21 protein-coding genes and 1 riboswitch are annotated in these 23,458 nt (G+C 74.1%); of the genes, 11 read left to right on the top strand and 10 right to left on the bottom strand.

Translation table 11 applies throughout. The features are described 5' to 3' along the window. Positions 1 to 2 precede the first annotated feature (2 nt). Together BKA00_RS21770 and BKA00_RS21765 are read right to left on the bottom strand one after the other, a co-directional pair. A complete protein-coding gene (locus tag BKA00_RS21770) occupies positions 3 to 752 on the bottom strand; it encodes an SDR family NAD(P)-dependent oxidoreductase (protein WP_185027754.1) in 750 nt (249 codons plus the stop codon). After that, entirely contained in the window at positions 752 to 1,447 is a 696-nt protein-coding gene (locus tag BKA00_RS21765) for an SDR family NAD(P)-dependent oxidoreductase (protein ID WP_185027752.1), read from the bottom strand. The genes BKA00_RS21770 and BKA00_RS21765 overlap by 1 nt, the downstream gene beginning before the upstream one ends. A 176-nt stretch (positions 1,448 to 1,623) precedes the next feature. Here BKA00_RS21765 and BKA00_RS21760 point away from each other — a divergent pair, with 176 nt between their 5' ends. The 9 genes from BKA00_RS21760 (at position 1,624) to hpnH (ending at position 12,333) form a co-directional block, all read left to right on the top strand. Next, on the top strand, positions 1,624 to 2,667 hold the full coding sequence (locus BKA00_RS21760; protein ID WP_185027750.1) for a PucR family transcriptional regulator: 1,044 nt from the start codon (positions 1,624 to 1,626) through the stop codon (positions 2,665 to 2,667). A gap of 446 nt (positions 2,668 to 3,113) precedes the next feature. Next, on the top strand, positions 3,114 to 3,917 hold the full coding sequence (locus BKA00_RS21755) for an SAM-dependent methyltransferase (RefSeq protein ID WP_185027748.1): 804 nt from the start codon (positions 3,114 to 3,116) through the stop codon (positions 3,915 to 3,917). Positions 3,918 to 4,051: 134 nt separating this feature from the next. Next, positions 4,052 to 4,972 carry a helix-turn-helix domain-containing protein gene (locus tag BKA00_RS21750; protein ID WP_230298650.1) on the top strand — a complete coding sequence of 307 codons (921 nt, stop codon included), beginning with the start codon at positions 4,052 to 4,054 and terminating at the stop codon, positions 4,970 to 4,972. A gap of 292 nt (positions 4,973 to 5,264) precedes the next feature. Then, positions 5,265 to 6,131: a squalene synthase HpnC gene (hpnC, locus tag BKA00_RS38345; protein WP_221493252.1), complete on the top strand. Its 867-nt coding sequence runs from the start codon at positions 5,265 to 5,267 to the stop codon at positions 6,129 to 6,131. Further along, positions 6,132 to 6,992: a presqualene diphosphate synthase HpnD gene (gene hpnD / locus BKA00_RS38340; RefSeq protein WP_221493251.1), complete on the top strand. Its 861-nt coding sequence runs from the start codon at positions 6,132 to 6,134 to the stop codon at positions 6,990 to 6,992. Beyond that, positions 6,989 to 8,365, top strand: a complete 1,377-nt coding sequence (hpnE, locus tag BKA00_RS38335) for a hydroxysqualene dehydroxylase HpnE (protein WP_230298649.1) — start codon at positions 6,989 to 6,991, stop codon at positions 8,363 to 8,365. Before hpnD ends, hpnE begins: the two co-directional genes overlap by 4 nt. Then, complete coding sequence (locus BKA00_RS21740; protein ID WP_185027746.1) at positions 8,362 to 9,369, top strand: polyprenyl synthetase family protein; 1,008 nt, start codon at positions 8,362 to 8,364, stop codon at positions 9,367 to 9,369. The genes hpnE and BKA00_RS21740 overlap by 4 nt, the downstream gene beginning before the upstream one ends. Positions 9,370 to 9,401: 32 nt before the next feature. Then, positions 9,402 to 11,267 carry a squalene--hopene cyclase gene (gene shc / locus BKA00_RS21735; protein ID WP_185027744.1) on the top strand — a complete coding sequence of 622 codons (1,866 nt, stop codon included), beginning with the start codon at positions 9,402 to 9,404 and terminating at the stop codon, positions 11,265 to 11,267. A gap of 61 nt (positions 11,268 to 11,328) precedes the next feature. Beyond that, complete coding sequence (gene hpnH / locus BKA00_RS21730; RefSeq protein WP_185027742.1) at positions 11,329 to 12,333, top strand: adenosyl-hopene transferase HpnH; 1,005 nt, start codon at positions 11,329 to 11,331, stop codon at positions 12,331 to 12,333. Positions 12,334 to 12,400: 67 nt separating this feature from the next. Here hpnH and BKA00_RS21725 read toward each other — a convergent pair whose 3' ends face one another. Beyond that, positions 12,401 to 13,117: a C40 family peptidase gene (locus tag BKA00_RS21725; RefSeq protein WP_185027740.1), complete on the bottom strand. Its 717-nt coding sequence runs from the start codon at positions 13,115 to 13,117 to the stop codon at positions 12,401 to 12,403. Positions 13,118 to 13,126: 9 nt separating this feature from the next. Beyond that, a riboswitch (cyclic di-AMP (ydaO/yuaA leader) is annotated at positions 13,127 to 13,265 on the bottom strand. 408 nt (positions 13,266 to 13,673) lie between these two features. Beyond that, positions 13,674 to 14,711: a cobalamin-independent methionine synthase II family protein gene (locus tag BKA00_RS21720; protein WP_185027738.1), complete on the bottom strand. Its 1,038-nt coding sequence runs from the start codon at positions 14,709 to 14,711 to the stop codon at positions 13,674 to 13,676. A gap of 123 nt (positions 14,712 to 14,834) precedes the next feature. On the opposite strand from BKA00_RS21720, the gene BKA00_RS21715 reads away from it, so the two are divergent. Beyond that, entirely contained in the window at positions 14,835 to 16,427 is a 1,593-nt protein-coding gene (locus BKA00_RS21715) for a bis-aminopropyl spermidine synthase family protein (RefSeq protein ID WP_230298648.1), read from the top strand. Between the two features lie 9 nt (positions 16,428 to 16,436). Here the strand turns inward: BKA00_RS21715 and BKA00_RS21710 are convergent, their stop codons facing one another. The 6 genes from BKA00_RS21710 to BKA00_RS21685 are packed head-to-tail and all read right to left on the bottom strand — an operon-like array spanning position 16,437 to position 21,760. Then, the gene (locus tag BKA00_RS21710) at positions 16,437 to 17,474 is read right to left on the bottom strand and encodes a threonine aldolase family protein (RefSeq protein WP_185027736.1); all 1,038 of its coding nucleotides are present in this window, start codon (positions 17,472 to 17,474) and stop codon (positions 16,437 to 16,439) included. Positions 17,475 to 17,483: 9 nt separating this feature from the next. After that, a complete protein-coding gene (locus BKA00_RS21705; RefSeq protein WP_185027734.1) occupies positions 17,484 to 18,230 on the bottom strand; it encodes an SDR family NAD(P)-dependent oxidoreductase in 747 nt (248 codons plus the stop codon). A gap of 14 nt (positions 18,231 to 18,244) precedes the next feature. Continuing rightward, positions 18,245 to 18,970 (bottom strand): MBL fold metallo-hydrolase, encoded by a 726-nt coding sequence (locus BKA00_RS21700; RefSeq protein ID WP_185027732.1) that lies wholly within the window; start codon positions 18,968 to 18,970, stop codon positions 18,245 to 18,247. Next, a complete protein-coding gene (locus tag BKA00_RS21695; RefSeq protein ID WP_185027731.1) occupies positions 18,960 to 19,898 on the bottom strand; it encodes a succinylglutamate desuccinylase/aspartoacylase family protein in 939 nt (312 codons plus the stop codon). Before BKA00_RS21695 ends, BKA00_RS21700 begins: the two co-directional genes overlap by 11 nt. A gap of 21 nt (positions 19,899 to 19,919) precedes the next feature. Continuing rightward, positions 19,920 to 21,020: an alanine racemase gene (locus tag BKA00_RS21690; RefSeq protein ID WP_185027730.1), complete on the bottom strand. Its 1,101-nt coding sequence runs from the start codon at positions 21,018 to 21,020 to the stop codon at positions 19,920 to 19,922. After that, positions 21,017 to 21,760, bottom strand: a complete 744-nt coding sequence (locus tag BKA00_RS21685; RefSeq protein WP_185027728.1) for an IclR family transcriptional regulator domain-containing protein — start codon at positions 21,758 to 21,760, stop codon at positions 21,017 to 21,019. The genes BKA00_RS21690 and BKA00_RS21685 overlap by 4 nt, the downstream gene beginning before the upstream one ends. 110 nt (positions 21,761 to 21,870) lie before the next feature. Here BKA00_RS21685 and BKA00_RS21680 point away from each other — a divergent pair, with 110 nt between their 5' ends. Then, a complete protein-coding gene (locus BKA00_RS21680; RefSeq protein WP_185027726.1) occupies positions 21,871 to 23,439 on the top strand; it encodes an amidohydrolase family protein in 1,569 nt (522 codons plus the stop codon). The last annotated feature ends 19 nt before the right edge of the window (positions 23,440 to 23,458 follow it).

The raw sequence follows: 23,458 nt of genomic DNA, 5'->3' as shown, positions 1-23,458 counted from the left end.
GGTCAGGCGCGGGAGCGGGTGGTGCCGCCGTTGACGTGGAGGATCTGGCCGACGAGCGTCGGGAGGCGCTCGTCGGCCAGGAACGAGACCGCCGCCGCGACCTCCTCGGGGGTCGCGATCCGGCCGAGCGGCGTCCGGGCGGCGTACCGGGCGCGGATCTCCTCGACGGGCACCCCGGCGGCGGCCGCGTCCGCCTCCAGCAGCGGCGTGTCTATCGCGCCCGGCGCGACGGCGTTCACCGCGATGCCGAGCGGGGCGAGTTCGCGGCCGAGCGACTTGGCGAGCGCGACGACGCCCGCCTTGGACGCCGAGTAGGCGCTCGCGTCCGGCCATCCGACCACGCCCCACTCGGACGCGATGAACACCATCCGGCCGCCGCCGCGCTCGACCATGCCCGGCATCACGGCCTGCGCGCAGGCGAACGTCCCGCCGAGGTCGAGGTCGATCGTCCGCCACCAGTCGTCGAGGTCCTCCGACCCGGTGAACGGAGCCATCTGCAGCCGTCCGGCGCAGGTGACGAGGAGCGCGATCTGCCCGCCCGTACGGCGCTCGACCTCCGCCACCATCGCGGTGACCGCCGCCGGGTCGGAGACGTCGGCCGGCGCGGCGACGCCGTTCAGCTCGGCGGCGAGCCCGGCCACGTCCCGCCCGGGACGGTCGTTGAGGACGACCAGGCGTCCGTCGGCCGCGAGCCGGCGCGCCACCGCCCCGCCGAGCCCGCCGGCCGCCCCGGTGATCAGCGCGATCGTCATCAGACCACCGTCCCCGCGTTCGGGGACACGACCTCGCCGGTGCAGAACGTGCCGTCCTCGATGAGGTAGGCGGCGGCGAGCGCGACCTCCTCCGGGGACGTCAGCCGCCCGGCCGGCACGCCCTGCAGATAGGACGGCCTGCGCCAGGGCGAGTCGTAGGGGAGCATCGGCGTGTCGGTCGGGCCGGGCGCCACCGCGTTCACCCGTACCCCGGACGGTCCGAGTTCCGCCGCCAGCGACCGGACGAACCCGAGCACCGCTCCGGTGGCCGCCGCGTAGTGCGCCTCGGCGCTCGCGCCGCCGACGGCGAGGTGGGAGGCGACCGCCACCATGCTGCCCCGGCCCCGCTCGGCCATCCCCGGCGCGAGGGCCGCGCACATGTTCACCACGCCGCCGAGGTGCACCCGCAGCATCCGCCGCCAGTCGGGCCAGGCGATGTCGGACACCGGAACGATCATGTGGTGCCCGGCCGCGCTCACCGCCGCCTCCACCGGGCCGAGCTCCCGCTCGATCCGCCGGACCGCCGCGCGCACCTGCGCGGGTTCCGCCATGTCCACGCTCACCGAGTGGTCGGTGTCCGGGGCCTGGCGCAGGTCGAGGCCCGCCGTCCGCCAGCCGCGCCCCGCCAGCTCGCGCACCAGGGCGCCGCCCACACCGCCGGCCGCCCCGGTGACCAGCGCGACCCGCCCGTCCATGAGATCACCTCGCAACCTTCCGAAAGCACCAGGCAAACCCGGCATAACCGCTGGTGACAAGCGTCATGAGGATTTCTTGGCCGAACCCACCGCGACGCGCCCGACCTTTCGTGCACTTGCCCAAATCACGGTCACGGGCGCGGGAGGGTGCCCGGGCGGGGTGAGAAGGTGAGGCTGTGACCAGCGATTCCGCGCTGCCGCACCTGACCGTCCGGCAGCTCCTCGAGGTGCCGCGCTTCCGGCTGCGCCTGGTCGCCGGGCAGGACGGCCTCGACCGCCCGGTCCGCTGGGCGCACTCCACCGAGCTCCTCGACCCCGGCCCCTACCTGCACGGGCACGAGATCGTGCTGACGGTCGGCGCGTCGCTGCGGGACGCGGGCGCGTGCGCCGCGTTCGCCGGTTCGGTCAAGGCCGGCCGCGCGAGCGCCATCGGCTACGGCGTCGGCGACGTCACCGACGCCGTCCCCGATGAGCTGCGCGGCGCCTGCGACCGCGTTGGCCTCCCGCTGCTGGAGGTGCCGCCGGAGGTCCCGTTCCTGGGGTTCACCGAGTGGTTCGCCGAGCGGCTCGCGTCCGTGGGCGACGAGCGGCACGAGCGGGAGGAGACCGGGCGGCTGCTGCGCATGGTGCGCGACGGGCTCGCGTCCGCCGAGGCCCTGCGCCCCCGGATCGACGACGCCGGGCTCGACCCCGAGTCCCTGCTGGTGATCGCGATGGACGGCCCGGTCGAGGAGGAACTGCCCGGCGTCCTCGGCCTGGACGACCACGCGGCCCTGCTGGTCACCAACGATGCCCACGCCTGGACCGAGCCCGCCGGCGTCGGCAGCCCCGGCCCGCTGGAGCACCTGCCGGTCTCGCTCGCCGAGAGCCTCAGCGCGCTGGACACCGCCCGCCGCACCGGCGGGGTCGTGCACGCCGCCGACCTCGCCACCTTCCAGGCCCTCCTCGGCCGCCTCGACCGCGACCAGCTGGCCCCGTTCACCGAGCAGATCGCCCGGCCGCTGAGCGAGTACGACGCCGCGCACGGCACCCGCCTCGTCGAGACGCTGCGCACCTTCCTGGACATGGGCGGCGCGGTCGGCGCGACGTCGCGGGCCCTGTTCCTGCACCCCAACACCCTGCGCCACCGGATGTCCCGGATCGAGTCGCTGACCGGCCGCGACCCGATGCGATTCGAGGACCGGGTGGCGCTCGCGATCGCCGTCTGGGCGGGCCGCTGAGAGCGGGCCCGGCGGGTCGTCTCGCGCTGGACGAGGTGAATGTCTGAAACGCCGCATTCAAGAAGCGTCTGATCAGCTGGGGTGCCAGCGGTCGGCGTCCGTAAATGGCCCGATTTGGGCGGCTTTATAGGCCTAGGGTCTTCGGTCATGCGGGCCGCTCGGTGCGGCAAAACCCTGAAAAGGCGAGAGGGTGTCTTTTCGTGATCGCCGACCGGGTCGTCATGGCGGCGCGGCCACCGATCCATATCCGTACGGCAAGTGCTGCTTTCGTCACACCCGGCGCATGCGCCACGGCGATTTCCGGGGTTTTGGCCACCCTGCGTATTCGTTATCGTCCCGAATTGGTATGCGGACAGGCCCGAATTCCGCTTTTCCGGCCGCCTGCGGGGCGCGGGGTCTAGGTTTGCCGCGAGAGGTTCCCGTACCTGCTGGAAGGAGCGTCACACATGACGGATACCACCCGGGGCCCGGGAAAGGGATCGGACACCAAGATCAACACCGAGGTCCCGCAGTCGGCGCGGATCTGGAACTACTGGCTCGGGGGGACCGACAACTACGAGGTCGACCGGCTCGCCGGCGACCAGTACGTCTCGCTGTACCCGGGCATCGTGGAGATCGCCCGCGCGGGCCGGTACTTCATGGACCGGGCGATCCGGTTCCTGGCCCGCGAGCGGGGGATCCGCCAGTTCATGGACTGCGGCACCGGCCTGCCCACCGTCGACAACACCCACGAGATGGCCCGCCGCGCCGCTCCCGACTCCAAGGTCGTCTACGTCGACAACGACCCGCTCGTCCTCGCCCACGCCCGCGCCCTGATGAACGAGGGCCGCACCGCCTACATCGACTGCGACCTGCACGACCCGAAGACGATCATGGATCGGGCCTCGGCGCTGCTGGACCTGTCCCAGCCCGTCGGCCTGATGATCATCGGCGTGCTGGGGCACATCGTCGACCCCGACGAGGCGTACGGCGTCGTCCGCGGGCTGATGGACCCGCTCCCGTCCGGCAGCTACCTCATCCTGCACGACTCCACCGACGAGAACGAGAAGTTCAACGCGGCGCAGCGCGCCTACGACGACACCGGCGCGAACCCGTTCCGGCTGCGCGGCCCCGAGTTCATCCGCGGCTACTTCGACGGCCTCGAACTGGAGGAGCCGGGGCTGGTGACGAGCGGGGCGTGGCGCCCCGAAGTGGGGCCGATCGAGGGTGAGAGCCTGCCGACCAGGTGCGGGGTGGCCCGTAAACCCTGACGCGCCGTGCGGGAACCGCCTCCGGGGCCCCGGCCACGTGGCCGGGACGGTAGGTAACATACGGTCTTATCTCCGACGCGCAGCGTAAACTATAGTCGGAGCGGTCGTCATGCCGTCTCCGATGAGGAGCCCCCTTGGCCTCCGTCACGATCACCGGCAGCAGGAAACCGCAGCCCGGACGATCCGCCCCGGCCGGCGCGGCCCGCGCGCAGGGCGACCCGCTCGTCCCGCGCATGCTGCTCGGCAAGCGGCTCCGCGAGCTGCGGGAGGCGGCCCGGCTGGCCCGGCCCGGGGCGGGCCTGGCGATCGGCGCGTCCGAGTCGAAGATCGCCAGGCTGGAGCAGGGCCGCACCCGTGCCAAGCTCCGCGACGTCGCCGGCCTGCTCGACCGCTACGGCACCGACCCCGGCGAGCGCGCGACCCTGCTCGCCCTGGCCGAGCAGACCGGCGCGCGGCCCTGGTGGCACGGCGACGGCGACATCGTGCCGCGCTGGGTCCGCGACTACCTCAGCGCCGAGCAGGCGGCCAAGCTGGTCCGCACGTTCGAGACCCAGTTCGTCCCCGGCCTGCTCCAGACCGAGGACTACGCCCGCGGCCTGTTCCGCCTCCTGCACCCCGAGTCCGAGGACGAGGTGGAGCGGCGCGTGGAGTTCCGGATGCGGCGGCAGCGCGTCCTGCGCCGCCGGCCCCGTCCCCTGAACCTCTGGGTCGTGCTGGACCAGGGGGCGCTGTGGCGCCCCGCCTGCGCGCCCGACACGATGCGCATGCAGATCCGGCACATCATCGAGCAGTGCAGGCGGCCGAACGTCACCATCCAGATCGCGCCCCTCGGCATCTCCGGCCAGGTGGCCGGCGACGGGTCGCTCACCCTCGTCCGCTTCCCCCAGCAGGGCCTCCAGGACATGGTCTATCTGGAGCGTCCCGACAATGCCGTCTACCCGATGCGGCGCGCCGAGATCGAGCACCACTGGCACATTTTCAACACGCTCGTCACCGAGGCCGCACCGCCCGAGCAGACGCCCCGGATACTCGCGGGAATCCTCGCCACCTACTGATCCGGCCGCCGCCCGTTCCGTCCGGATCGCGGATCCCGTTCCGGCGGTGCCGTGATCGTTCACCGGTGAATGCGCGACGGCCACCGGTGATCGCCGGGGATCCCGATTCCCTGTTCCCGCCTGACCACTTCCGGCCTATTCTCATAAAGGACGGAAATTCGGGGGGCTCCGCGCGGTCGATCGGGGACGTACGCATCATGGGCCCCGTCGACGGCCATGTTCACCGGTCGGTCACCCGGTTAACGGCCATCGATGTACGCCCCCGCGCCGCCATCGCCCCAGGGGGAACACCATGTCCGTCAGCGAGCGTTTGCAGAACGCCACCGAGGAACGCCGGGCGAGAACCGAACTGCAGTCCGGGGAGAACTTCCCCGTCGCCTCCCGGCTGCTGCCCGCACGCCACCGCGCGCACCTGCTGAACGTGTACGGGTACGCCCGGCTGGTCGACGACATCGGGGACGAGGCGCCGCCGGGCGAGCGCGCCGGCCTCCTCGACCTCGTCGAGCGCGACCTCGACCGCGTCTACGCGGGGGAGCGTCCGGAACTGCCGGTGCTGCGCGACCTGGCCGGGACGATCGTCGCCCGCCGCGTCCCCGCCGAGCCGTTCCGCCGCCTGGTCCAGGCCAACCGCCGGGACCAGGAGGTCACCCGCTACGCGACGTTCGACGACCTCCTCGGCTACTGCGCGCTGTCCGCCGACCCGGTCGGGCACATCGTCCTGCACGTGTTCGGCGCCGCCACGCCGGACCGGCTGCGCCTGTCGGACAAGGTGTGCTCCGCGCTGCAGATCATCGAGCACTGCCAGGACGTCGGCGAGGACCACCGCAACGGGCGCGTCTACCTCCCGGCGGACGACCTGCGGCGGTTCGGGTGCACCGAGGACGACCTCACCGCCCTCGCCACCCCGACCCGGCTGCGCGGCGTCGTGGCGCTCCAGGCGAGGCGGGCGCGGCGCATGCTCACCGAGGGCGCCGCCCTCACCGGCGGGCTCCAGGGGTTCGCGCGGATCGCCGTCGCCGGGTACGTCGCGGGCGGCCTCGCCGCACTCGACGCGCTGGAGCGCGCCGCCTACGACGTCCTGCCGGGCCCGCCGCGGCCGAGGAAGGTGCGGCTGCTCGCCGAGTGGTCGCGGACCATGGGAAGGAGAAGGGCAGTCTAGATGGACGCATCCACCGCCTACCGGCACTGCGAGAGCGTCGTGCGCTCCCAGGCGCGCAACTTCTCGTACGGGATCCGGCTGCTTCCCCCGCCCAAACGGCGGGCCCTCAGCGCCGTGTACGCGTTCGCCCGGCGGATCGACGACATCGGCGACGACCACGGCGCCCCGGTGGCGGACCGGCTCGCGAAGCTCGCCGGCGAGCGGGCGCGGCTCGCCGACCCCGGCGCCCATCCCTCCGACCCGGTGCTGGTCGCGCTGGCCGACGCGGCCCGCCGCCACTCGGTCCCGCTCGACGCGTTCGGCGAGCTGATCGACGGCTGCGAGGCCGACGTGCGCGGCGAGGCCTACGACACCTTCGACGACCTCCTCTGGTACTGCCGCTGCGTCGCCGGCTCCGTCGGCCGCCTGTCGCTCGGCGTGTTCGGGACGGCCGACCCCGCCACGGCCGTGCCGCGCGCCGACGCGCTCGGCGTCGCGCTCCAGTTGACGAACATCCTCCGCGACGTCCGGGAGGACGGGGCGAACGGCCGCGTCTACCTCCCCGCCAAGGACCTCGCCCGGTTCGGGTGCACCCTGAGGCGCGACGAGGCGGGCCGGACCACCGACGACCCGGACCGCCTGACCGGCCTCATCCGCTTCGAGGCCGACCGGGCGGGGCGGTGGTACGCCGACGGCCTGAAGCTGCTGCCCATGCTCGACCGGCGCAGCGCCGCCTGCGCGGGCGCGATGGCGGGCATCTACCTGCACCTGCTCCGGCGCATCACCGCCGACCCGCTCACCGCGCTGGAGACGCGGACGTCCCTGCCCGCCTGGGAGAAGGCGACCGTGTCCGCCATGGCGATGGCCGGGATCCACCGGTGAGCGCCCGCGACGGCGGCCCGCCGGAGGTCGCGATCGTCGGCGGCGGGCTCGCCGGGGTCACCACCGCGCTGGCGCTCCAGGAGACGGGGATACGCGCGACGATCTACGAGGCGCGCCCCCGGCTCGGCGGCGCCACCCACTCGTTCCCGCGGGACGGCCTGACGGTCGACAACGGGCAGCACATCTTCCTCAGGTGCTGCTCGGCGTACCGGGGGCTGCTCGCCCGGCTGGACGCGCTGGACCGCGTCCGCGTCCAGGACCGCTTCGACGTCCGCGTCCTGACCCCGGACGGCCGCGCCGGACGGCTCCGCCGTGCGAAGGCCCCGGGGCCGCTGCACCTGCTGCCCGCGCTCGCCGGGTACAGGCTGCTCCCGACGTCGGACCGGCTGCGGGCGGCCGGCGCGTCGCTGGCGCTCGACCGGCTCGACCCGGCCGACCCGTCGCACGAGCGGATCAGCATGTGCACCTGGCTCGCCGAGCACGGGCAGGGGCCCTGGGCGCGCGAGGCGCTCTGGGAGCTGTTCGTCATGGCCGCGCTCAACGCCCGCCTGGACGGCGCCGCGCTCGGCCCCGCCGCGTTCGTGTGCCGGACCGCGCTCCTCGGACGCCCGGACGCCGCCGACATCGGCGTGCCCACCGTCCCGCTCGGCGACCTGCACGGCACGCTCCCGGCCGCCAGGATCGAGCGGGACGGCGGCCGGATCCATCTGAACGCGAAGGTGACGGCGATCGACGCCGGTCCGAAGCTCGTCGTGAACGGCTCCCCGGTCGGCGCCGACGCCGTCGTCGTCGCCGTGCCCCACCGGGCGGCGGCCGCGCTCGTCCCCGAGGAGGCGGCCCCCGGCCGGGCGGGCTGGGGCGGCCTCGGCTCAAGCCCGATCGTCAACGTCCACGTCGTCTACGACCGGCCCGTCCTGCGGGTGGACGGCACGGACCTGCCGTTCGCGGCGGCGGTCGGCTCGCCCGTCCAGTGGGTGTTCGACCGCACCGAGGTGAGCGGCCTCACCGGCGGCGGCCAGTACCTGGCGGTCTCGGTCTCGGCGGCGGACCGCTGGATCGACACGCCCACCGCCGGGCTGCGCGCGGTCTACCTCGCCGAGCTGGAGCGGCTGTTCCCCGCCGCCCGGCGCGCCCGCGTCACCGACTTCTTCGTGACACGGGAGCGGCACGCGACGTTCCGCCAGAGCCCCGGCAGCGACGCGCTGCGTCCCGCGTCCGCGACCCGGCTGCCGTGGCTGTTCCTCGCCGGCGCGTGGACGGACACGGGCTGGCCCGACACGATGGAGGGAGCCGTGCGCAGCGGCCTCACCGCGGCCCGCCTCGTCCGCCGCCACCTGCACCGGACGGCCCCGGACGGGGGGAGCGGCCGATGACCGTTCCTACCTCGATCACCAGCGGGCGCGCCCTGGTCGACCGGGCCATGCGCGCGTCCGCGGAGCGGCTCGACCCGTGGACCCGCCGCGTCGTCGCCTACCACCTCGGGTGGACCGACGAGAACGGCGAGCCCGCCGCCGCGGGCGGCAAGGCGCTGCGCCCCGCGCTGGCGCTGCTGTCCGCGCGTGCCGCCGGCGCGTCCGAGGAGACGGCGCTGCCCGGCGCCGTCGCCGTCGAGTTCGTGCACGCGTTCTCGCTGCTGCACGACGACATCATGGACGGCGACCGGACCCGCCGGCACCGTCCCGCCGCGTGGACGGTGTTCGGCCCGTCCGCCGCCATCCTCGGCGGCGACGCGCTGATGGCGCTGTCGGAGAACCTGCTCCTGGAGCGGCGGACGCGCGGCGCCCACTGGGCGGCGCGCGCGCTGACCGCCGCGACGCAGCGCCTCATCGCGGGCCAGGCGCTCGACATCGGGTTCGAGCAGCGCGACGACGTGGCCCTCGACGAGTGCCTGGCGATGGCGGCGGACAAGACGGGCGCGCTGCTCGCCTGCGCCTGCTCGATCGGGGCGATGCTGGCCGAGGGCCCCGCCCGGCTCGTCACGCACCTGACCGGCTTCGGCGCCGAGATGGGCCTGGCGTTCCAGCTCGTCGACGACCTGCTCGGCATCTGGGGCAGCCCGGACGCGACCGGCAAGCCCGTCCTGGCCGACCTGCGGGCGCGCAAGAAGTCGCTGCCGGTGGTGTACGCGCTGAACGCCGGGCGCCCCGAGTCGCGGCGGCTCGCCGCGCTGTACGCCGCCCCCGGGCCGCCGTCCGGGGACGCGCTGCGGGAGATGGCCCGTCTCGTCGAGGCGGCGGGCGGGCGCGACTGGGCCTCCGCCGAGGCCGACCGCCGCGTCGCCGCCGCCGGGCGCCACCTCGGCGACTCGGGCATGGACGGCGCCGTGGCCGCCGAGTTCCGCGACATCGCGCTGTTCGTCACCTCCCGCGACCACTGACCCCGCCGCGCCGGCGAGAAGGGAAGCGCTGCATGACCACCACCGACGTGTCCGGACTCACCGGCGCGGCCGCCGTCGCCGCCGAGGCCGCCCGCGACCGCCTCATCGGCCTGCAGTCGCCCGGGGGCTGGTGGAAGGCCGAGCTGGAGACCAACGTCACCATGGACGCCGAGGACCTGCTGCTCCGCCAGTTCCTCGGCATCCGCTCCGACGCCGACACCAAGGACGCGGCGCGCTGGATCCGCTCCCGGCAGCGCGACGACGGCACCTGGGCGAACTTTCACGGCGGCCCCGCCGACCTGTCCACGACGATCGAGGCGTACGTCGCGCTGAGGTTCGCCGGTGACCCGGTGGACGCCGGGCACATGCGCAGGGCCGCCGCGTACGTGCGCGAGGCGGGCGGGATCGAGGGCAGCCGCGTCTTCACCCGCTTCTGGCTGGCGCTGTTCGGCCAGTGGTCCTGGGACCACCTGCCCGTCATGCCGCCCGAGCTGATGTTCCTGCCGAGCCGCGTCCCGCTGAACGTCTACGACTGGGCGTGCTGGGCGCGGCAGACGATCGTCCCGCTGACGGTCCTCGGGTCGCTGCGCCCGGTCCGGGCGCTGCCGTTCGACCTGCCCGAACTGCGCTGCGGCGTGATGCCGGCCAAGGACGCCCGCGGCTGGGGGGCGGCGTTCGGCGCCCTCGACCGCGTCCTGCACGTGTACGAGCGGCGGCCGGTGCGCCCGCTGCGCCGCGCGGCGCTGCGCCGGGCCGCCGACTGGATCATCGCCAGGCAGGAGGCCGACGGCTGCTGGGGCGGCATCCAGCCGCCGTGGGTGTACTCGCTGATGGCGCTGCACGAGCTCGGCTACGGCCTCGGCCATCCGGTCATCAGGCGCGGTCTGGACGGCCTCGAACGCTTCACGATCCGCGACGGGAAGGGACGCCGGATCGAGGCGTGCCAGTCACCTGTCTGGGACACGGTGCTCGCCATGAACGCGCTCGCCGACGCGGGCGCGGCCGCCGACCACCCCGCCCTGCTGCGGGCGGCCGAATGGGTCGTCGGCGAGGAGGTCCGGGGGCCGGGGGACTGGGCGGTGAAGCGGCCGGACGTCCCGCCGGGCGGCTGGGCGTTCGAGTTCGACAACGACGTCTACCCCGACACCGACGACACCGCCGAGGCCATCCTGGCGCTGCGCAGGGCCGCCTTCCCGGCGGCGGAGGAGCCGATCAGGCGGGCGGTCCGCTGGCTGGAGGGGATGGCGTCGCGCGACGGCGGCTTCGGAGCCTTCGACGCCGACAACACCCGCGAGCTGTGCACCAAGCTGCCGTTCTGCGACTTCGGCGCCGTCATCGACCCGCCGTCCGCCGACGTCACCGCCCATGTCGTCGAGGCGCTGTCGAAGGAGGGCCTCGCGGAGTCGGCCGTGGTCAGGCGCGGCGTCGTTTGGCTCCTCAGGGCGCAGGAGGCGGACGGCTCATGGTTCGGGCGGTGGGGGGCGAACCACGTCTACGGGACGGGCAGCGTGGTGCCCGCGCTCGTCGCGGCCGGGGTCCGTCCCGGCAAGCCCGCGATCCGTCGCGCCGTGGTCTGGCTGGAGGACCACCAGAACCCCGACGGCGGCTGGGGCGAGGACCTGCGCTCCTACGACGACCCCGCGTGGATCGGGCGGGGCGAGTCCACCCCGTCGCAGACGGCCTGGGCGCTGCTGGCGCTGCTCGCCGCAGGCGAGCGCACCCCGGCCGTGGACGCGGGCGTGCGGTGGCTCGTCGACCACCAGCGCCCGGACGGCAACTGGGACGAGGACCAGTTCACCGGCACCGGCTTCCCCGGCGACTTCTACATCAACTACCACCTGTACCGCCTGGTCTTCCCGTTGAGCGCCCTCGGCCGCTACCTGGACGGCGCGGCATGAGGCGGGCGCGCGAGCCGGTGGAGGCCACCGAGTTCACCCTGCACAAGGAGGTCCGGACACCATGAGCATGCCGCTCCGCCAGAGCCTTCGCATCGGGGGCCACATCCTCCGCAACAAGCTGCGCGGCAGGGAGAAGTTCCCCCTCATCGTCGAGTTGGAGCCCCTGTTCGCCTGCAACCTCGCCTGCGCCGGCTGCGGGAAGATCCAGCACCCGCACGACGTGCTGAAGAAGCGCATGCCGGTCGAGCAGGCCCTCGCCGCCATCGAGGAGTGCGGCGCGCCGATGGTCTCCATAGCGGGCGGCGAGCCGCTCATGCACCCGCAGATCGACGAGCTGGTGCACGAGCTCGTCCGGCGCAAGAAGTTCGTCTTCCTGTGCACGAACGCGCTGCTGATCCCCAAGAAGATCGACAAGTTCGCGCCGTCGCCGTACTTCGCGTGGGCGGTGCACATCGACGGGCTGCGGGAACGCCACGACGCGTCCGTCTGCAAGGAGGGTGTCTTCGACGACGCCGTCGCCGCCGTCAGGGAATGCCGGCGGCGGGGATTCCGCGTCACCACCAACACGACCATCTTCAACACGGACACGCCGCAGACCGTCATCGACGTCATGAACTACCTCAACGACGACCTCGGGGTCGACGAGATGATGATCTCGCCGGGCTACGCCTACGACAAGGCGCCCGACCAGGACCACTTCCTCGGCGTCCAGGAGACGCGGGAGCTGTTCCGCAAGGCGTTCGGGGACGGCAACCGCAAGCGGTGGCGCTTCAACCACTCGCCCCTGTTCCTGGACTTCCTGGAGGGCAAGGTCGACTTTCCCTGCACGGCCTGGGCGATCCCGTCCTACTCCCTCTTCGGCTGGCAGCGTCCCTGCTACCTGATGTCGGACGGCTACGCGCAGACCTACCAGCAACTCCTGGACGAGACCGACTGGGACTCCTACGGAAGGGGACGCGACTCCCGCTGCGCCAACTGCATGGCCCACTGCGGCTACGAACCCACGGCCGTCTTCTCGACCCTCGGTTCTCTCAAGGAGTCCTTGCGGGCCGTCCGCTCGGTCTGACCCGCCTCATGGCGGGCTTTGCCCGGCACCGGCGATCCGCCGGTGCCGGGCGTCTTGCAGGGACGGCCTACTTGAGGGAGGTCGGCCGGTACGCCTTGTACTCGTCGCCCGAGGACAGCCCGTAGTCGAGCGTCCGGTGGTCGGTACCGTACCGGCCGCGCTGCTCGTAGGCCCAGTACGACGAGTGCTCCTTGTCGGCCCACTTCTCGAAGATGACGACGTGCCGGGTGGTGTTGCTGCCGAGGGCGTCCATGACGAGGTCGCCCTTCTTCAACTCGGACATCTCGATGCGCTCGGTGTACCGCGACGAGGTGAGGCCGACGGTGTTGGTCCCGGGCTTGGGCAGTCCCAGCGCCATGGAGACGTAGCCCGAACAGTCGGTGCGGTAGCCGTTGTGCGTGCTGGTCTGGCTGTAGGGGACCCGCTGGCCGGTGTGCGGATGCCAGGTCCTGGCCCGGGCGACGACCTTGGACCGCGCGTCCGACTTCGGCTCGGCTGCCGGCTTCCGGGGCTCGGCCTTCGCCGAGGGCGTGGCCTTCGCCTGGGGCTTGAACTCCTTCAGGACCTCGGCCTGTGCTCTGACCTGGTCCTGCGGTGCCGCCTGCCGCGGCGCGGCCTGCTGCTGCGGGACGGTCTGGACGGCGGCGACCGTCTCGGTGGACGCGTGCTGCAAGGTCGTCGGCATGGCCGCCGTCGCGCCGAAGACGGCGAGACCCGTCAGCGTGACGGTGGCCCAGGGGCCTGGCCGGAGGACACGCGACCGCTTGTCGTGCTTGCCTTTCAAGGGGGGCTCCTTGCTTCCATGTGCCGCCTACCGGGTTAGCTGACGGGTTCGGACGTGGAAGTCGCCCTACGGCCTGAGCAGGCCGATTCACCCCAGTTCGGGTTGGGTCCCCGGCTCCGCCCCACGGCGGACTCGGCGGGTGCCGCTGAGAGGCAGCGGCGCTGACGATGTGGGGCCCGGTCGCTGAGGGATCCCGGGCCTTGTCGCGCGGGGACGGCACCCCGCCCCACCGCGCGCGGAACCGCCACGGCGGGACAAAACGCCTGGAAGGCGTCTCGAAGGGGCAAAGCTACTGAAGCCACCCCCAGACGGCAAGGTCACCCCTATAGACGGAGGGAAAACCTCCAGTCAATATTCGGAGAGAAGGGCCGCGCCCGGTCTCGGGGCCCTCGTGATCGGGCGCGCCCTTCAGGGAGCGTTCGCCGCGGCGGCCGGGCTGCCGCTCGGCGGTGGCCTGACCCGGTACGCCGACTGGCGCGGGTACCTTCCCGATGACCGCCGTCCACCCCCCTGAGCGCACCTCCGGGAGGCCGCTCGGGGGAAGGCCGACGAAGGGTCAGACGCCCAGTTGGGCGGCGGCCAGGGCCGTGCCCTCCACGCGGGCGGCGATCTTGGCGAACGCCGTGTCGCGGGACGTGGAGGTGTCGTCGGCGAACGGGGAGAAGCCGCAGTCGTCGCAGGTGCCGAGGCGGTCGACGGGGATGTGGCGGGCGGCGGCGAGGACGCGGTCGCGGATCTGCTCGGGCGTCTCGACGCGGGGGTCGATGGGGTCGACGACGCCGACGAAGACGCGGGCGTCCGCGGGCAGGTGGCCGGCGACGATGGCCAGGATCCGGTCGGGGTCGGGCTCGCTGGCCAGCTGGAGGTAGAAGTTGCCGGCCCTGAGCTGGAAGAGCTTGGGCAGCAGCCCCGCGTAGTCGACGTCGAGGCTGTGGGTGGAGTCGAGGTCGCCGCCCGGGCACACGTGCACGCCGATCCGGGCGCGCTCGTCGGCGGAGAAGCGCTCCAGGACCCGGTTGTTGAGCGCGATGAAGGCGTCCAGCACGCCGCCGCTCGGGTCGAGCTTGAGAGAGAGCCGGCCGTCGGTGAAGTCGAGCTGCACCACGTGGGCGCCCGCGTCCAGGCAGGAGCGGATGTCGGCCTCGGCCTCGTCGACCAGGTCGTCCAGGAACATCTCGCGCGGGTAGCCGTCGATGCCGTCGGCCGGGTACAGCAGGCTCAGCGCCGATGGGGCGATCACGGCCTGCTTGACCGGCGCGGTCGCGTGGCGCTGCGCGGCGCGCAGGTAGTCGACGGCGTGGCCGGTGTAGCGGAACGGGCCCGCCGTCAGCCGCGGCAGCTGCCGCTGGTGCCCGTCGGCGAACGGGATCACCGCGCCGTCGGGGGCCAGGTCGGGCAGGCCCGCGATCGGGTAGGTGGCGAAACTCGGCTTGGACTGCTCACCGTCGGTCACCACCGGTGAGCCGAGCTCCTCCAGCCGGCGGAGGGTCTCGCGCACGGCGTGGTCCTGGGCGGCGGCCAGCTCGGACGGCGGGGCGGTGAGCAGTTCCGGGGGACGCGGGATGCTGCCGATGGGCTCTGTGGGGAGGGGCATAAGGCGAGGCTACGCTACTCAAAGTAGCGAGAGAAGTGCTTATCGTGACCAGAGGTGGCCGTGTGAACATCCGGCGTCATCGCGGCGAATACGCGCGGTCCCGCGCGCCGGTAGCATTCGCGGGTGGTCGATGGGGGAGTGCCGGACGGGCCGCCGGTCGCGGCGGACATGGATCCCCGGCGGATCCACACCGCGCTGAGCCTGCTGGCGGACCGGCGCTGGCGGACGCTCGGCGAGCTGGTCCGGGAGACGGGCGCGCCGCGGCGTTCGGTGGAGTCGCTGCTGGCCGGGCTGTCGCTGGAGCACTCCGGCGGCGACCGGTTCCGCCTCACCCCCGACCAGGGCGCCGAGATCGCCGAGTCCCTGCGCACCGGGTACCGTCCGCTCGACCCGGCCGACCCCGTGGCGCACCTGCTGCCGGAGTACGCCGCCGTGGTGGAGCGCGTGGCCGGGCTGATCGAGCGGGCTCCGCGGGCGCGGCACGTCCTGGACCATGTGTCGGCCACACCGGAGACGGTCGTGCGGCGGGCGCTGCTGCTGGGGGCTCGGTTCTGGCTGCCGGGCACGCGCCTGCTGTGCGTGGGGGACCACGACCTGACCTCGCTCGCCGTCGGGCTGGTCCATCCGGGCGTGCAGACCACCGTCGTCGACGTCGACGAGCGGATCCTGGCCTACATCGACGCATGCGCCGCCGAACTGGGGCTGGACGTGCGCACCCGCTGGGCTGATCTGAGGCTGGGGCTGCCGGCGTCGGCCGTCGAGTACGCGGATCTGGCGGTGACCGATCCGCCGTACACGCCGGAGGGCGTCGGTCTGTTCGTGGCCCGGGCGGTGCAGGGGCTGCGAGACCAGGGGCAAGGGCGCGTCCTGCTGGCCTACGGGGCGAGCGACCGCACCCCGGCGCTCGCGCTGAAGGTCCAGCAGGCGCTGCAGGAGCTGAACCTGGTGAGCGAGGCCGTCTACCCGGACTTCAACGGCTACTTCGGCGCGGAGGCGATCGGTTCGCGCGCCGACCTTTACGTCCTGCGGCCGACCGGGAAGAGCCTGCCCGCCGCCGGGGCCCGCGCCGACCGGTTCGCCACCGCCATCTACACCCAGGGCCCCCAGGCCGTCGAAGCCCGGACGGCCGTGCGGGCGTCGCCCGACGACGTCGCCGACCTGCGGCCGGACGTCCTGGTCGGGGACTGGCCCAAGCAGGTGCTTCCGCAGGCGCCGCGGGTGCGGCTGACGACCTGGCTGGCCAAGCCGTACGCCGCGCGGGTGCGGCGCGCGGCCGTCACGCTGCCCCCGGGGCTGGAGGGGGCGCTGGTCCGGGTGCTGCTGGCCACGCGCGCCGAGCAGGTGCGGGTGTTCCTCCCCGACCCTCCCGGCGACCTCGCGGACGAGGCCGCGTCGCTCGCGGGCGTGTACGAGCTGACCCGCCGCGGCTCGGCCGTCGAGGCGGTGCGCACCCCGTCCGGCACCTCCGACCGGGCGCAGCGGATCGTGCGCGCCATCATGGACCGGGCTCACGGGAAGGTCGCCAACGTGTGGCGCGACGCCCTGATCGACGCGCACCCCGGCCTGACCAAGCGGCAGGCCCGCACGGTCGTGGCCGACGCCGCCCCGTGGGCGCGGGACGCCACCCCGCTCGAACTGCCGCTCCACCGCCTGCGTGACCTGCCCGCCGCCGTCCGCGCCTCCCTGGACCTCGCCACCACGGCATCGGCCGGCTAGAGCCGCACGTCACGGCTCCTTCGACAGAGCCTCGACGGTCCGGGCCGCGGCGGTGCGGAGGTCCGCTTCGGAGTGGCCGAGATGGGTGACGGCGCGCAGGACGGTGGGGTGGTGGGCGTTGGACCACAGCACACCGTGGGAGCGCAGGCGGTCCCGGGCGTCCTCGCGGTCGAGCCCGAGCGAAGCCAGATCGAGGAAGACGAAGTTGGTGTCGACGCCGGCGGGGTCGATCGGCAGGCCGCCCTCGGCGAGGAGGGTGGCGAGGACGCGGGCGTTGGCGTGGTCGTCGGCCAGCCGTGCGACGTTGTGCTGGAGCGCGTACCGGGCGGCGCCCGCCAGGACGCCGGCCTGGCGGAGCGACCCGCCGAGCATCTGGCGGACGCGCCGGGCCGGGGCCAGCGCGTCGGAGCGTCCGACGAGGGCCGCGCCGGCGGGGCAGCCGAGGCCCTTGGAGAAGCAGACGGCGACGGTCCGCGCCCGCGCGGTGATCCGGTCGGGCGGGACGTCCAGCGCGACGGCGGCGTTGAAGAGGCGCGCCCCGTCGATGTGGACGGCGAGGCCGAGTTCGTCGCAGGTGTCGTGGAGGTCGTCCAGGGCGGCGAGCGGCCAGGCCCGCCCGCCGGAGACGTTGTGGGTGTCCTCCACGACGGCGAGCGCCGTCCGGGGCCGGTGCTCGGAGTCCCGGACCTGGGCGATCTCGCGGACCTGGTCTCCGGTGAACACCCCGGCCTCGCCCGGCAGGCCGGTGACGACCGCGCCGGCGAGGAACGCGGGGCCGCCCGCCTCGTAGCGGAACATGTGGCTGTTCCGCTCTCCGACGATCTCCTGGCCGCGCCGCACCTGGCACAGCAGCGCGATCTGGTTGGCCATCGTGGCCGAGGGGACGAACAGCGCCGCCTCCTGACCGAGCAGCCCGGTCAGCTCGTCCTCCAGTGCGAGGACGGTCGGGTCCTCGCGCACCTGCTCGTCGCCGAGCGGGGCGGAGGTCATCGCGCGCAGCATGCCCTCGGTGGGCAGCGTCATCACGTCGGAGCGAAGATCGATCATGGTGGGCCCCTATCCGGCGAGGTATCCGCCGTCGACGACGATCTGGGTGCCGGAGACGAACGAGGCCCCCGGCGAGCAGAGGAAGGCGACCACGTCCGCGATCTCCTCGGGACGGCCGCGCCGGCCGAGCGGCGGCAGGCCCGCGACCCCCGAGCGCGCCTGGTCGGCCTCGACGAGTTCGACGAGCCGGTCGCTGCCCGGGGTGCTGATGTCGCCCGGGTCGACCTGGACGACCCGGATCCCCGACGGCCCGAGCTCCATGGCGAGGGCGCGGGTCAGCCCGGTCATCGCCGACTTGCTGACGGTGTAGGCGGAGGCGTCGAGCTGGCCCCGGTGGGCGGCGATCGACCCGATGTTGACGATGGTGCCGCCGCCCGCCGCGACCATGTGCCGCGCGGCCTCGCGGGCGCAGACGAAGGGCCCGACGGTGTTGACCGCGAGGATGCGGGCCAGCAGGTCGTCGGAGGTGTCGAGCAGGGGCGCCTTGGCCGGGACGCCGGTCACGGCCGCGCAGTTCACCAGGATCTCCGGCGGCCCGTGCGCGGCGGCGACCGCGGCGACGGCGGCGCTGATCGCGGCCGGGTCGCCGGCGTCGACCGCCATGACCTCTGCGGCGGGCGCCAGTTCGGCGCGGGCCCGCTCGACGGCCGGCCCGGCCTCGAAGACGGTGACGGTCCGGCCGGGGGCGGCGAGCCGGCGCGTGATGGCGGAGCCGATGCCGCCGCCTCCGCCGGTGACGATGACGCTTGTGCTCATGGGCGTTCCTCGGGTCAGTGGAAGGAGCCGGGCAGCCGGCCCAGCTCGAAGGCGGACAGGGCCTGCTCGATGTGCCAGGTCGCGTCCGACATGACCGGTGTTCCGTGGCCGGGCAGCAGGACGTCGGGACGTGCGGCGCGGAGCCGTTCGAGGGACCGCCGCAGCGCCTGGACGTCGGCGTCCGCGGCGCCCGGCAGCACGATCCGGCCCCGGCTGAACAGAAGGTCGCCGGTGCAGGCGTACGTCGTGCCGCCCGCGGTGAACAGCCAGGCCGTGTGGTCGGCGCTGTGCCCCGGCGTCGGCAGCGCCCGGAGCGGGCCCTCCTCCAGGCCCGCCTCGGCGGGCGTCAGTACGCCGGGGCAGGACGCGAACCGGTAGCCGGCGGGGTAGATCCCGGCGCGGAGCGCGGCGGTGAGGCCCAGCGGCCCGGGGTCGGCGTCGCGGACCAGTCCGGCCGTCAGCGGCCCGGCGACGATCGTGGTGCCGTTCGCGGCGAGCCCGGCGGCGCCGCCCGCGTGGTCGGCGTGCGCGTGCGTGACGACCGCGCCGCGCAGGGGCAGTTCCCCAAGGGCCTCCTCGACGCGTGCGAGCAGGATCCCCTGGTCGAGCCCGCTTCCCGTGTCGGCCAGCCAGGCGCCGCCGTCGCCGCGCAGCAGGTAGACGTTGCTGTCGTAGGCGTTGCTGAGCCCGGGACCGAGCCGTCCGCCGCCGACCAGGGCGACGGCCGCGTCAAGCCGCACGGCCGTCCTCCCCGGCGACGATCGCGGCGACCTCGCCGGGCATGACCCGCAGGTCGTGGCGCAGCATCATGACGACGCCGGACGCTTCGGCCCGCACCACCTCCGCCCGGCGGCCGGCGTCGTCGTACACCGCGCCGATCGTCTGACCCGCGGCCACCGTGTCCCCGGCCGCGACGGAGGAGACGAAGACCCCCGCCGCACCGAACAGGACGCCGGTGTCGGTGTTGCCGTCCCCGCCCGTCACGACGACCTGCCGTGCGGGCGGCGGGCCGGCGAAGGAGACGGGCTCGACCGCGCCCGCGACCTCCAGCAGGCGCAGCACCCCCTGCGCGTACAGGTCGATGTCGGCCTCGCGGAGCGCGCCGCCCCCGCCGCTCTCGAAGTAGGCCCAGGGCTTGCCGAGGGCGTCGGCGTGGCTGACGGACCGGCCCGGCGCGACCGACGCGTGCGCCCACAGGTAGGGGAAGGGCGTCGTGCGGGCGGCGTCCAGCAGCGGCCGGCCCCCGAGCGTCCTGCCCGCCCCGAACCCGCACATCGGGGGCATCCGGTAGCGGCGCCCGGCGGAGTGCAGGTCGATCAGCAGATCGCACGGTTCGATGAGCGCGGTGGCGATCGTGTGGGCGATGCGCTCGCTGAGGCCGCCGCCGGGGTCGCCGGGGAAGAGCCGCGCGAGGTTGGCGTCGCCGTCGCCGTGCCGGGTGCCTGCCGCGAGGGCGGGCGGGTTGGCGCGGGGCAGCACCGTCACCGTTCCGCGGAGCGGCGTCGAGGCGAGCAGGTCCGCGACGCGGTACGCGGCGAGGACGCCCTCCATCTCGTCGCCGTGGACCCCGCCGAGGACGGTCACCACGGGGCCGCCGCCGTCACCGAACCGGACGAAGTCCAGGTCGAGGTCGGGGCCGGCCTGGAGGCGCCCTCTCACCGCTGTCATCGTGTGCGTTCCCTTCGTTGGTCAGCGCCTGCGCGCCCGGATGGGCCAGGTGTCCGCGAAGGACGCCCCGTCGTGCACCCAGTACCGGCTGAACAGGTTCACCGCGGTGCAGGCGTGGTTGGGGACCACCGCGACCCGGTCGCCCGGCGCGAGGCCGTGCGGCGCCGCCGACCCGGCGAGCCCGTGCTCCTCGTAGAGCTTCTCGACGACGATGCCCGGGTGGCCGTCCACCAGGCCGAAGCCCGGTGTCAGCGTGGTCATCCGCTCGGCGGGCAGGCTCTTGGCCCCGGCGTCCAGGACGAGCCGGTCCGGCGCCGGGACGTCCACCACCGTGCTGATCACGGCGAGCGCGCACTCGGCCGCGTCCGGGCCGCCGAGCGCGACCTGGGTGGCGTCGTAGAAGGCGTAGTTGCCGTACCGGTACTCGTGCGCGCGGCCGGATTCCACGCGGGCCAGCGGGGTGACGCCGACGCTGTGGACGGGCGCCTCGATCCCGCGTCCGGCCAGCACCGCGCCCGTGCTCTCCAGCGCCTCGTCCTGCTGGTCGCGGACGGCGGCCAGCCCGGCGGCGTCGGTGGCGGCGTAGGCGTGCCCGGCGAACGTCATCAGGGCGCGCAGCCGGACCCCTCCGCCGAACGGCGCGGCCGCGACGGCCTCGGCGGTGGGTGGGCCGGGGGCGGTGCCGAGCCGGCGCGTCCCTGAGTCGATCTCCCAGTAGACGTCGAACTCCGCGCCGGTCGCGGCGAGCGCGGCGACGTGCTCGGGCCCCGAGCAGGTGACGGCGACCCGGCCCCGCTCGGTGAGCTCGGTGAGGGCGCGGACGCGCTCGCCCGGGACGGGCGGATAGGCGACGAGCACCGACGGGAAGCCCGCGTCGAAGGCCACGGCGGCCTCGTCGGCGGTCGCCACGGTCGCCCGGGTCGCTCCGGCCGCGACCTGGGCTCGCGCGATCTCCAGGCACTTGTGGGTCTTCAGATGAGGCGTGGAGCGCCCGCCGTAGCCGGTGACGCGGTCGGCCATCTCGCGGATGTTGGCCATGAGCCGGGAGTGGCGCAGGGCCAGGAAGGGCGTCGGCGGCCCGTCCCCGGAGCAGGCCGCGGCCCAGCCGTCGCCGCCGGTCACCGCGACACCTCCGGCAGCGTGGCCTTGCCGGTGATCTCGCGGGCCAGTTCGGCCACGGCGCGTCCCATCTCGCGTTCCAGTTCGGGGGACATCCGCTCGACCGAGACGATCAGGCTGAGCGCGGCCACCGGCTCGCCCTGCCGGCCGAGCGCCGACGCGACGCCGGCGATGCCGTCGAAGAACTCGCCGCGGTCCACCGAGTAGCCGCGCTCCGCGGACCGCTCGACGTCGTCGGCGATCCTGGCGCGCACCTCGTCCGACAGCGCCGACCAGCGGGGCCCCGCGCACAGCTCCCGCCGCTGGGCGGCGTCGAGCCGGGCCAGCACGGCCCGTCCGGCCGCGCCCTCCCAGATCGGGGCGGTGCTGCCGAGCCGGGCGCTCGGGGCGAAGGGGATGCTGCTGTCGGTGCGCTCGACGTAGACCATCTCGTCGCCGTTGGGGACCGAGAACGCGGTCGCGGCGTTGAAGCGCCGGCCCAGCGGGGCGAGCGCCGCCATGGCGTCCCGCCGCATGTTGCGGTGCGAGAGCCGGATCGCGGCCAGCCGGAGCGGCAGTTCCCCGATCTGCCAGTTGCCGTCGTGGTCGCGCTCCACCATCCCGATCTCGGCGAGACCGCTCAGCAGGCGGTGCGCCGAACTCTTGCTCAGCTGCGCCCGTTCGGCGCATTCGGCGAGGCCGAGGACGGGTTCCTCCTGACTGAACGCGGCGAGCAGAGCACCGACGCGATCGACCACTTGCACCACGAACGCCTCCAGGAATGCCTTGACCGGGGACTGGCAGCGAGATTAGGTTGCCACAACATCCCACAACGTGGAATGCCAAACCACAGAATGGAACGCAGAGGACAGTGGTGAAGATCATCCGAGGGGGGCGCGTCGTCGACCCGGGCACCGGGACCGACGCGGTGCTCGACCTGCTCATCGAGGGCGAGCGGGTGACGGCGCTGGCGGCGCGAATCGCGCCGCCGGCCGGCGCGACGGTGATCGACGCCTCCGGCCTGGTGGTCCTGCCGGGTTTCGTGGACATGCACACGCACAGCGACTTCACGCTCCAGCACGACCCCGGCGCCCTGGCGCGCCTGCACCAGGGCGTCACCACCGACGTCACCGGGAACTGCGGTTTCTCCCCGTTCCCGCTGCCCCGGACCAGCAGGGGCTTCGGATCCTTCTTCAGCTCCCGGCTGGACCCCGGTTTCCCGGACCTCGACGCCTACGCCGCCCACCTGGAGTCGCTCGGGACGGCGGTCAACGTCGCCCCGCTCGTCGGTCTCGGCGCCGTCCGCGAGCACGTCGCGGGCTCCGACCCCCGGCCCCCGTCGGACGAGGCCGTCGCCGCGATGCGGCGCCTCGTCGCCGACGGCCTCGACCAGGGCGCGTTCGGCGTCTCCAGCGGCCTGGTCTACACACCCGGACGGTTCGCCGCCGCCGACGAGCTGCGGCGGGTCATCGCGCCGCTGCGCGGGTCGGGTCGCTTCTACGCCACCCACCTGCGAGACGAACGGGACGGCCTGGTCGCGTCCGTGGCCGAGGCGATCTCGACGGCCGAGCGGGCGGGCGTCGACCTCCAGATCTCCCACCACAAGGCGCTGGGCAAGGCCAACTGGGGGCGGACGGAGCAGACCCTCGCGATGGTCGACGAGGCCAACGCCCGCGGCGGCATCGAGGTCGCCGTCGACTACTACCCCTACACCTCTGGCAGCACGGGGGTCTCCAGCCTGCTGCCCCCCGGGTCGCTGGACGGCGGCTGGCCGCTGCTGCGCGCCCGGGCGGGGGAGGGCGCCGAGCGGCTGCGCCTGCTGCGCCACCTGGACGGCGCGGCGCAGTTCCGGCCCGATGAGATCATCATCGGCCGCTCCCGGACCCGGCCGGAGGCGTCCGGGCGGGCGCTGCCGGACTACGCCGCCGCGCTCGCCCGCGCCCCCGTGGAGGCGCTGCTGGAGCTGATCCTGGCCGAGGGCGAGAGCCTCACCATGATCGTCCCGGCCGCCTCGCGGGACGACCTCGACCGCGTGTCCGCGCACCCCGCCGCCATGCACGGCAGCGACGGCTGGCTGATGACGGCCGGGCAGGCGCGGCACGAGCACCCGCGCAACCTCGCGAGCACCACCGAGGTGCTGGTCCCCGCGCTCCTCGGGCGGACTCCGCTCGACCGGGCGGTCCGGCACCTGGCCACCGCGCCCGCCCGGCGGCTCCGCCTGGACGGCCGCGGGACCCTGCGTCCCGGCGCGTTCGCCGACATCACCGTCGCCGACCCCGGACGCGCCGCCGCCTACGAGAGCAGCCGGGGGACTGAGGCGGGCGCGGCATCGCAGCGCGCCTACCCCGACCTCATGCACTGGGTCTTCGTGAACGGCGAACCCGCCATCGAGAACTCCCGCCCCACCGGTCGGCGCCCAGGCAAGGTCCTGCGCGCGGCATGACCGTCCCCCACGCACCGAT

The organism is Actinomadura coerulea (assembly GCF_014208105.1).
In the GTDB taxonomy this organism is placed as follows: Bacteria; Actinomycetota; Actinomycetes; order Streptosporangiales; family Streptosporangiaceae; genus Spirillospora; species Spirillospora coerulea.
The sequence above is the reverse complement of the archived record's forward strand: the minus strand, read 5'-3'. Positions and strand labels throughout refer to the sequence as shown.

Coding starts and splice junctions, on each gene's coding strand:
- BKA00_RS21695 (WP_185027731.1), bottom strand. CDS start 19,898: ATGACAGCGGTGAGAGGGCGCCTCCAGGCCGGCCCCGACCTCGACCTG.
- hpnD (WP_221493251.1), top strand. CDS start 6,132: ATGGACGCATCCACCGCCTACCGGCACTGCGAGAGCGTCGTGCGCTCC.
- BKA00_RS21710 (WP_185027736.1), bottom strand. CDS start 17,474: ATGATCGATCTTCGCTCCGACGTGATGACGCTGCCCACCGAGGGCATG.
- hpnH (WP_185027742.1), top strand. CDS start 11,329: ATGAGCATGCCGCTCCGCCAGAGCCTTCGCATCGGGGGCCACATCCTC.
- BKA00_RS21720 (WP_185027738.1), bottom strand. CDS start 14,711: ATGCCCCTCCCCACAGAGCCCATCGGCAGCATCCCGCGTCCCCCGGAA.
- hpnC (WP_221493252.1), top strand. CDS start 5,265: ATGTCCGTCAGCGAGCGTTTGCAGAACGCCACCGAGGAACGCCGGGCG.
- BKA00_RS21705 (WP_185027734.1), bottom strand. CDS start 18,230: ATGAGCACAAGCGTCATCGTCACCGGCGGAGGCGGCGGCATCGGCTCC.
- BKA00_RS21740 (WP_185027746.1), top strand. CDS start 8,362: ATGACCGTTCCTACCTCGATCACCAGCGGGCGCGCCCTGGTCGACCGG.
- BKA00_RS21755 (WP_185027748.1), top strand. CDS start 3,114: ATGACGGATACCACCCGGGGCCCGGGAAAGGGATCGGACACCAAGATC.
- BKA00_RS21770 (WP_185027754.1), bottom strand. CDS start 752: ATGACGATCGCGCTGATCACCGGGGCGGCCGGCGGGCTCGGCGGGGCG.
- shc (WP_185027744.1), top strand. CDS start 9,402: ATGACCACCACCGACGTGTCCGGACTCACCGGCGCGGCCGCCGTCGCC.
- BKA00_RS21765 (WP_185027752.1), bottom strand. CDS start 1,447: ATGGACGGGCGGGTCGCGCTGGTCACCGGGGCGGCCGGCGGTGTGGGC.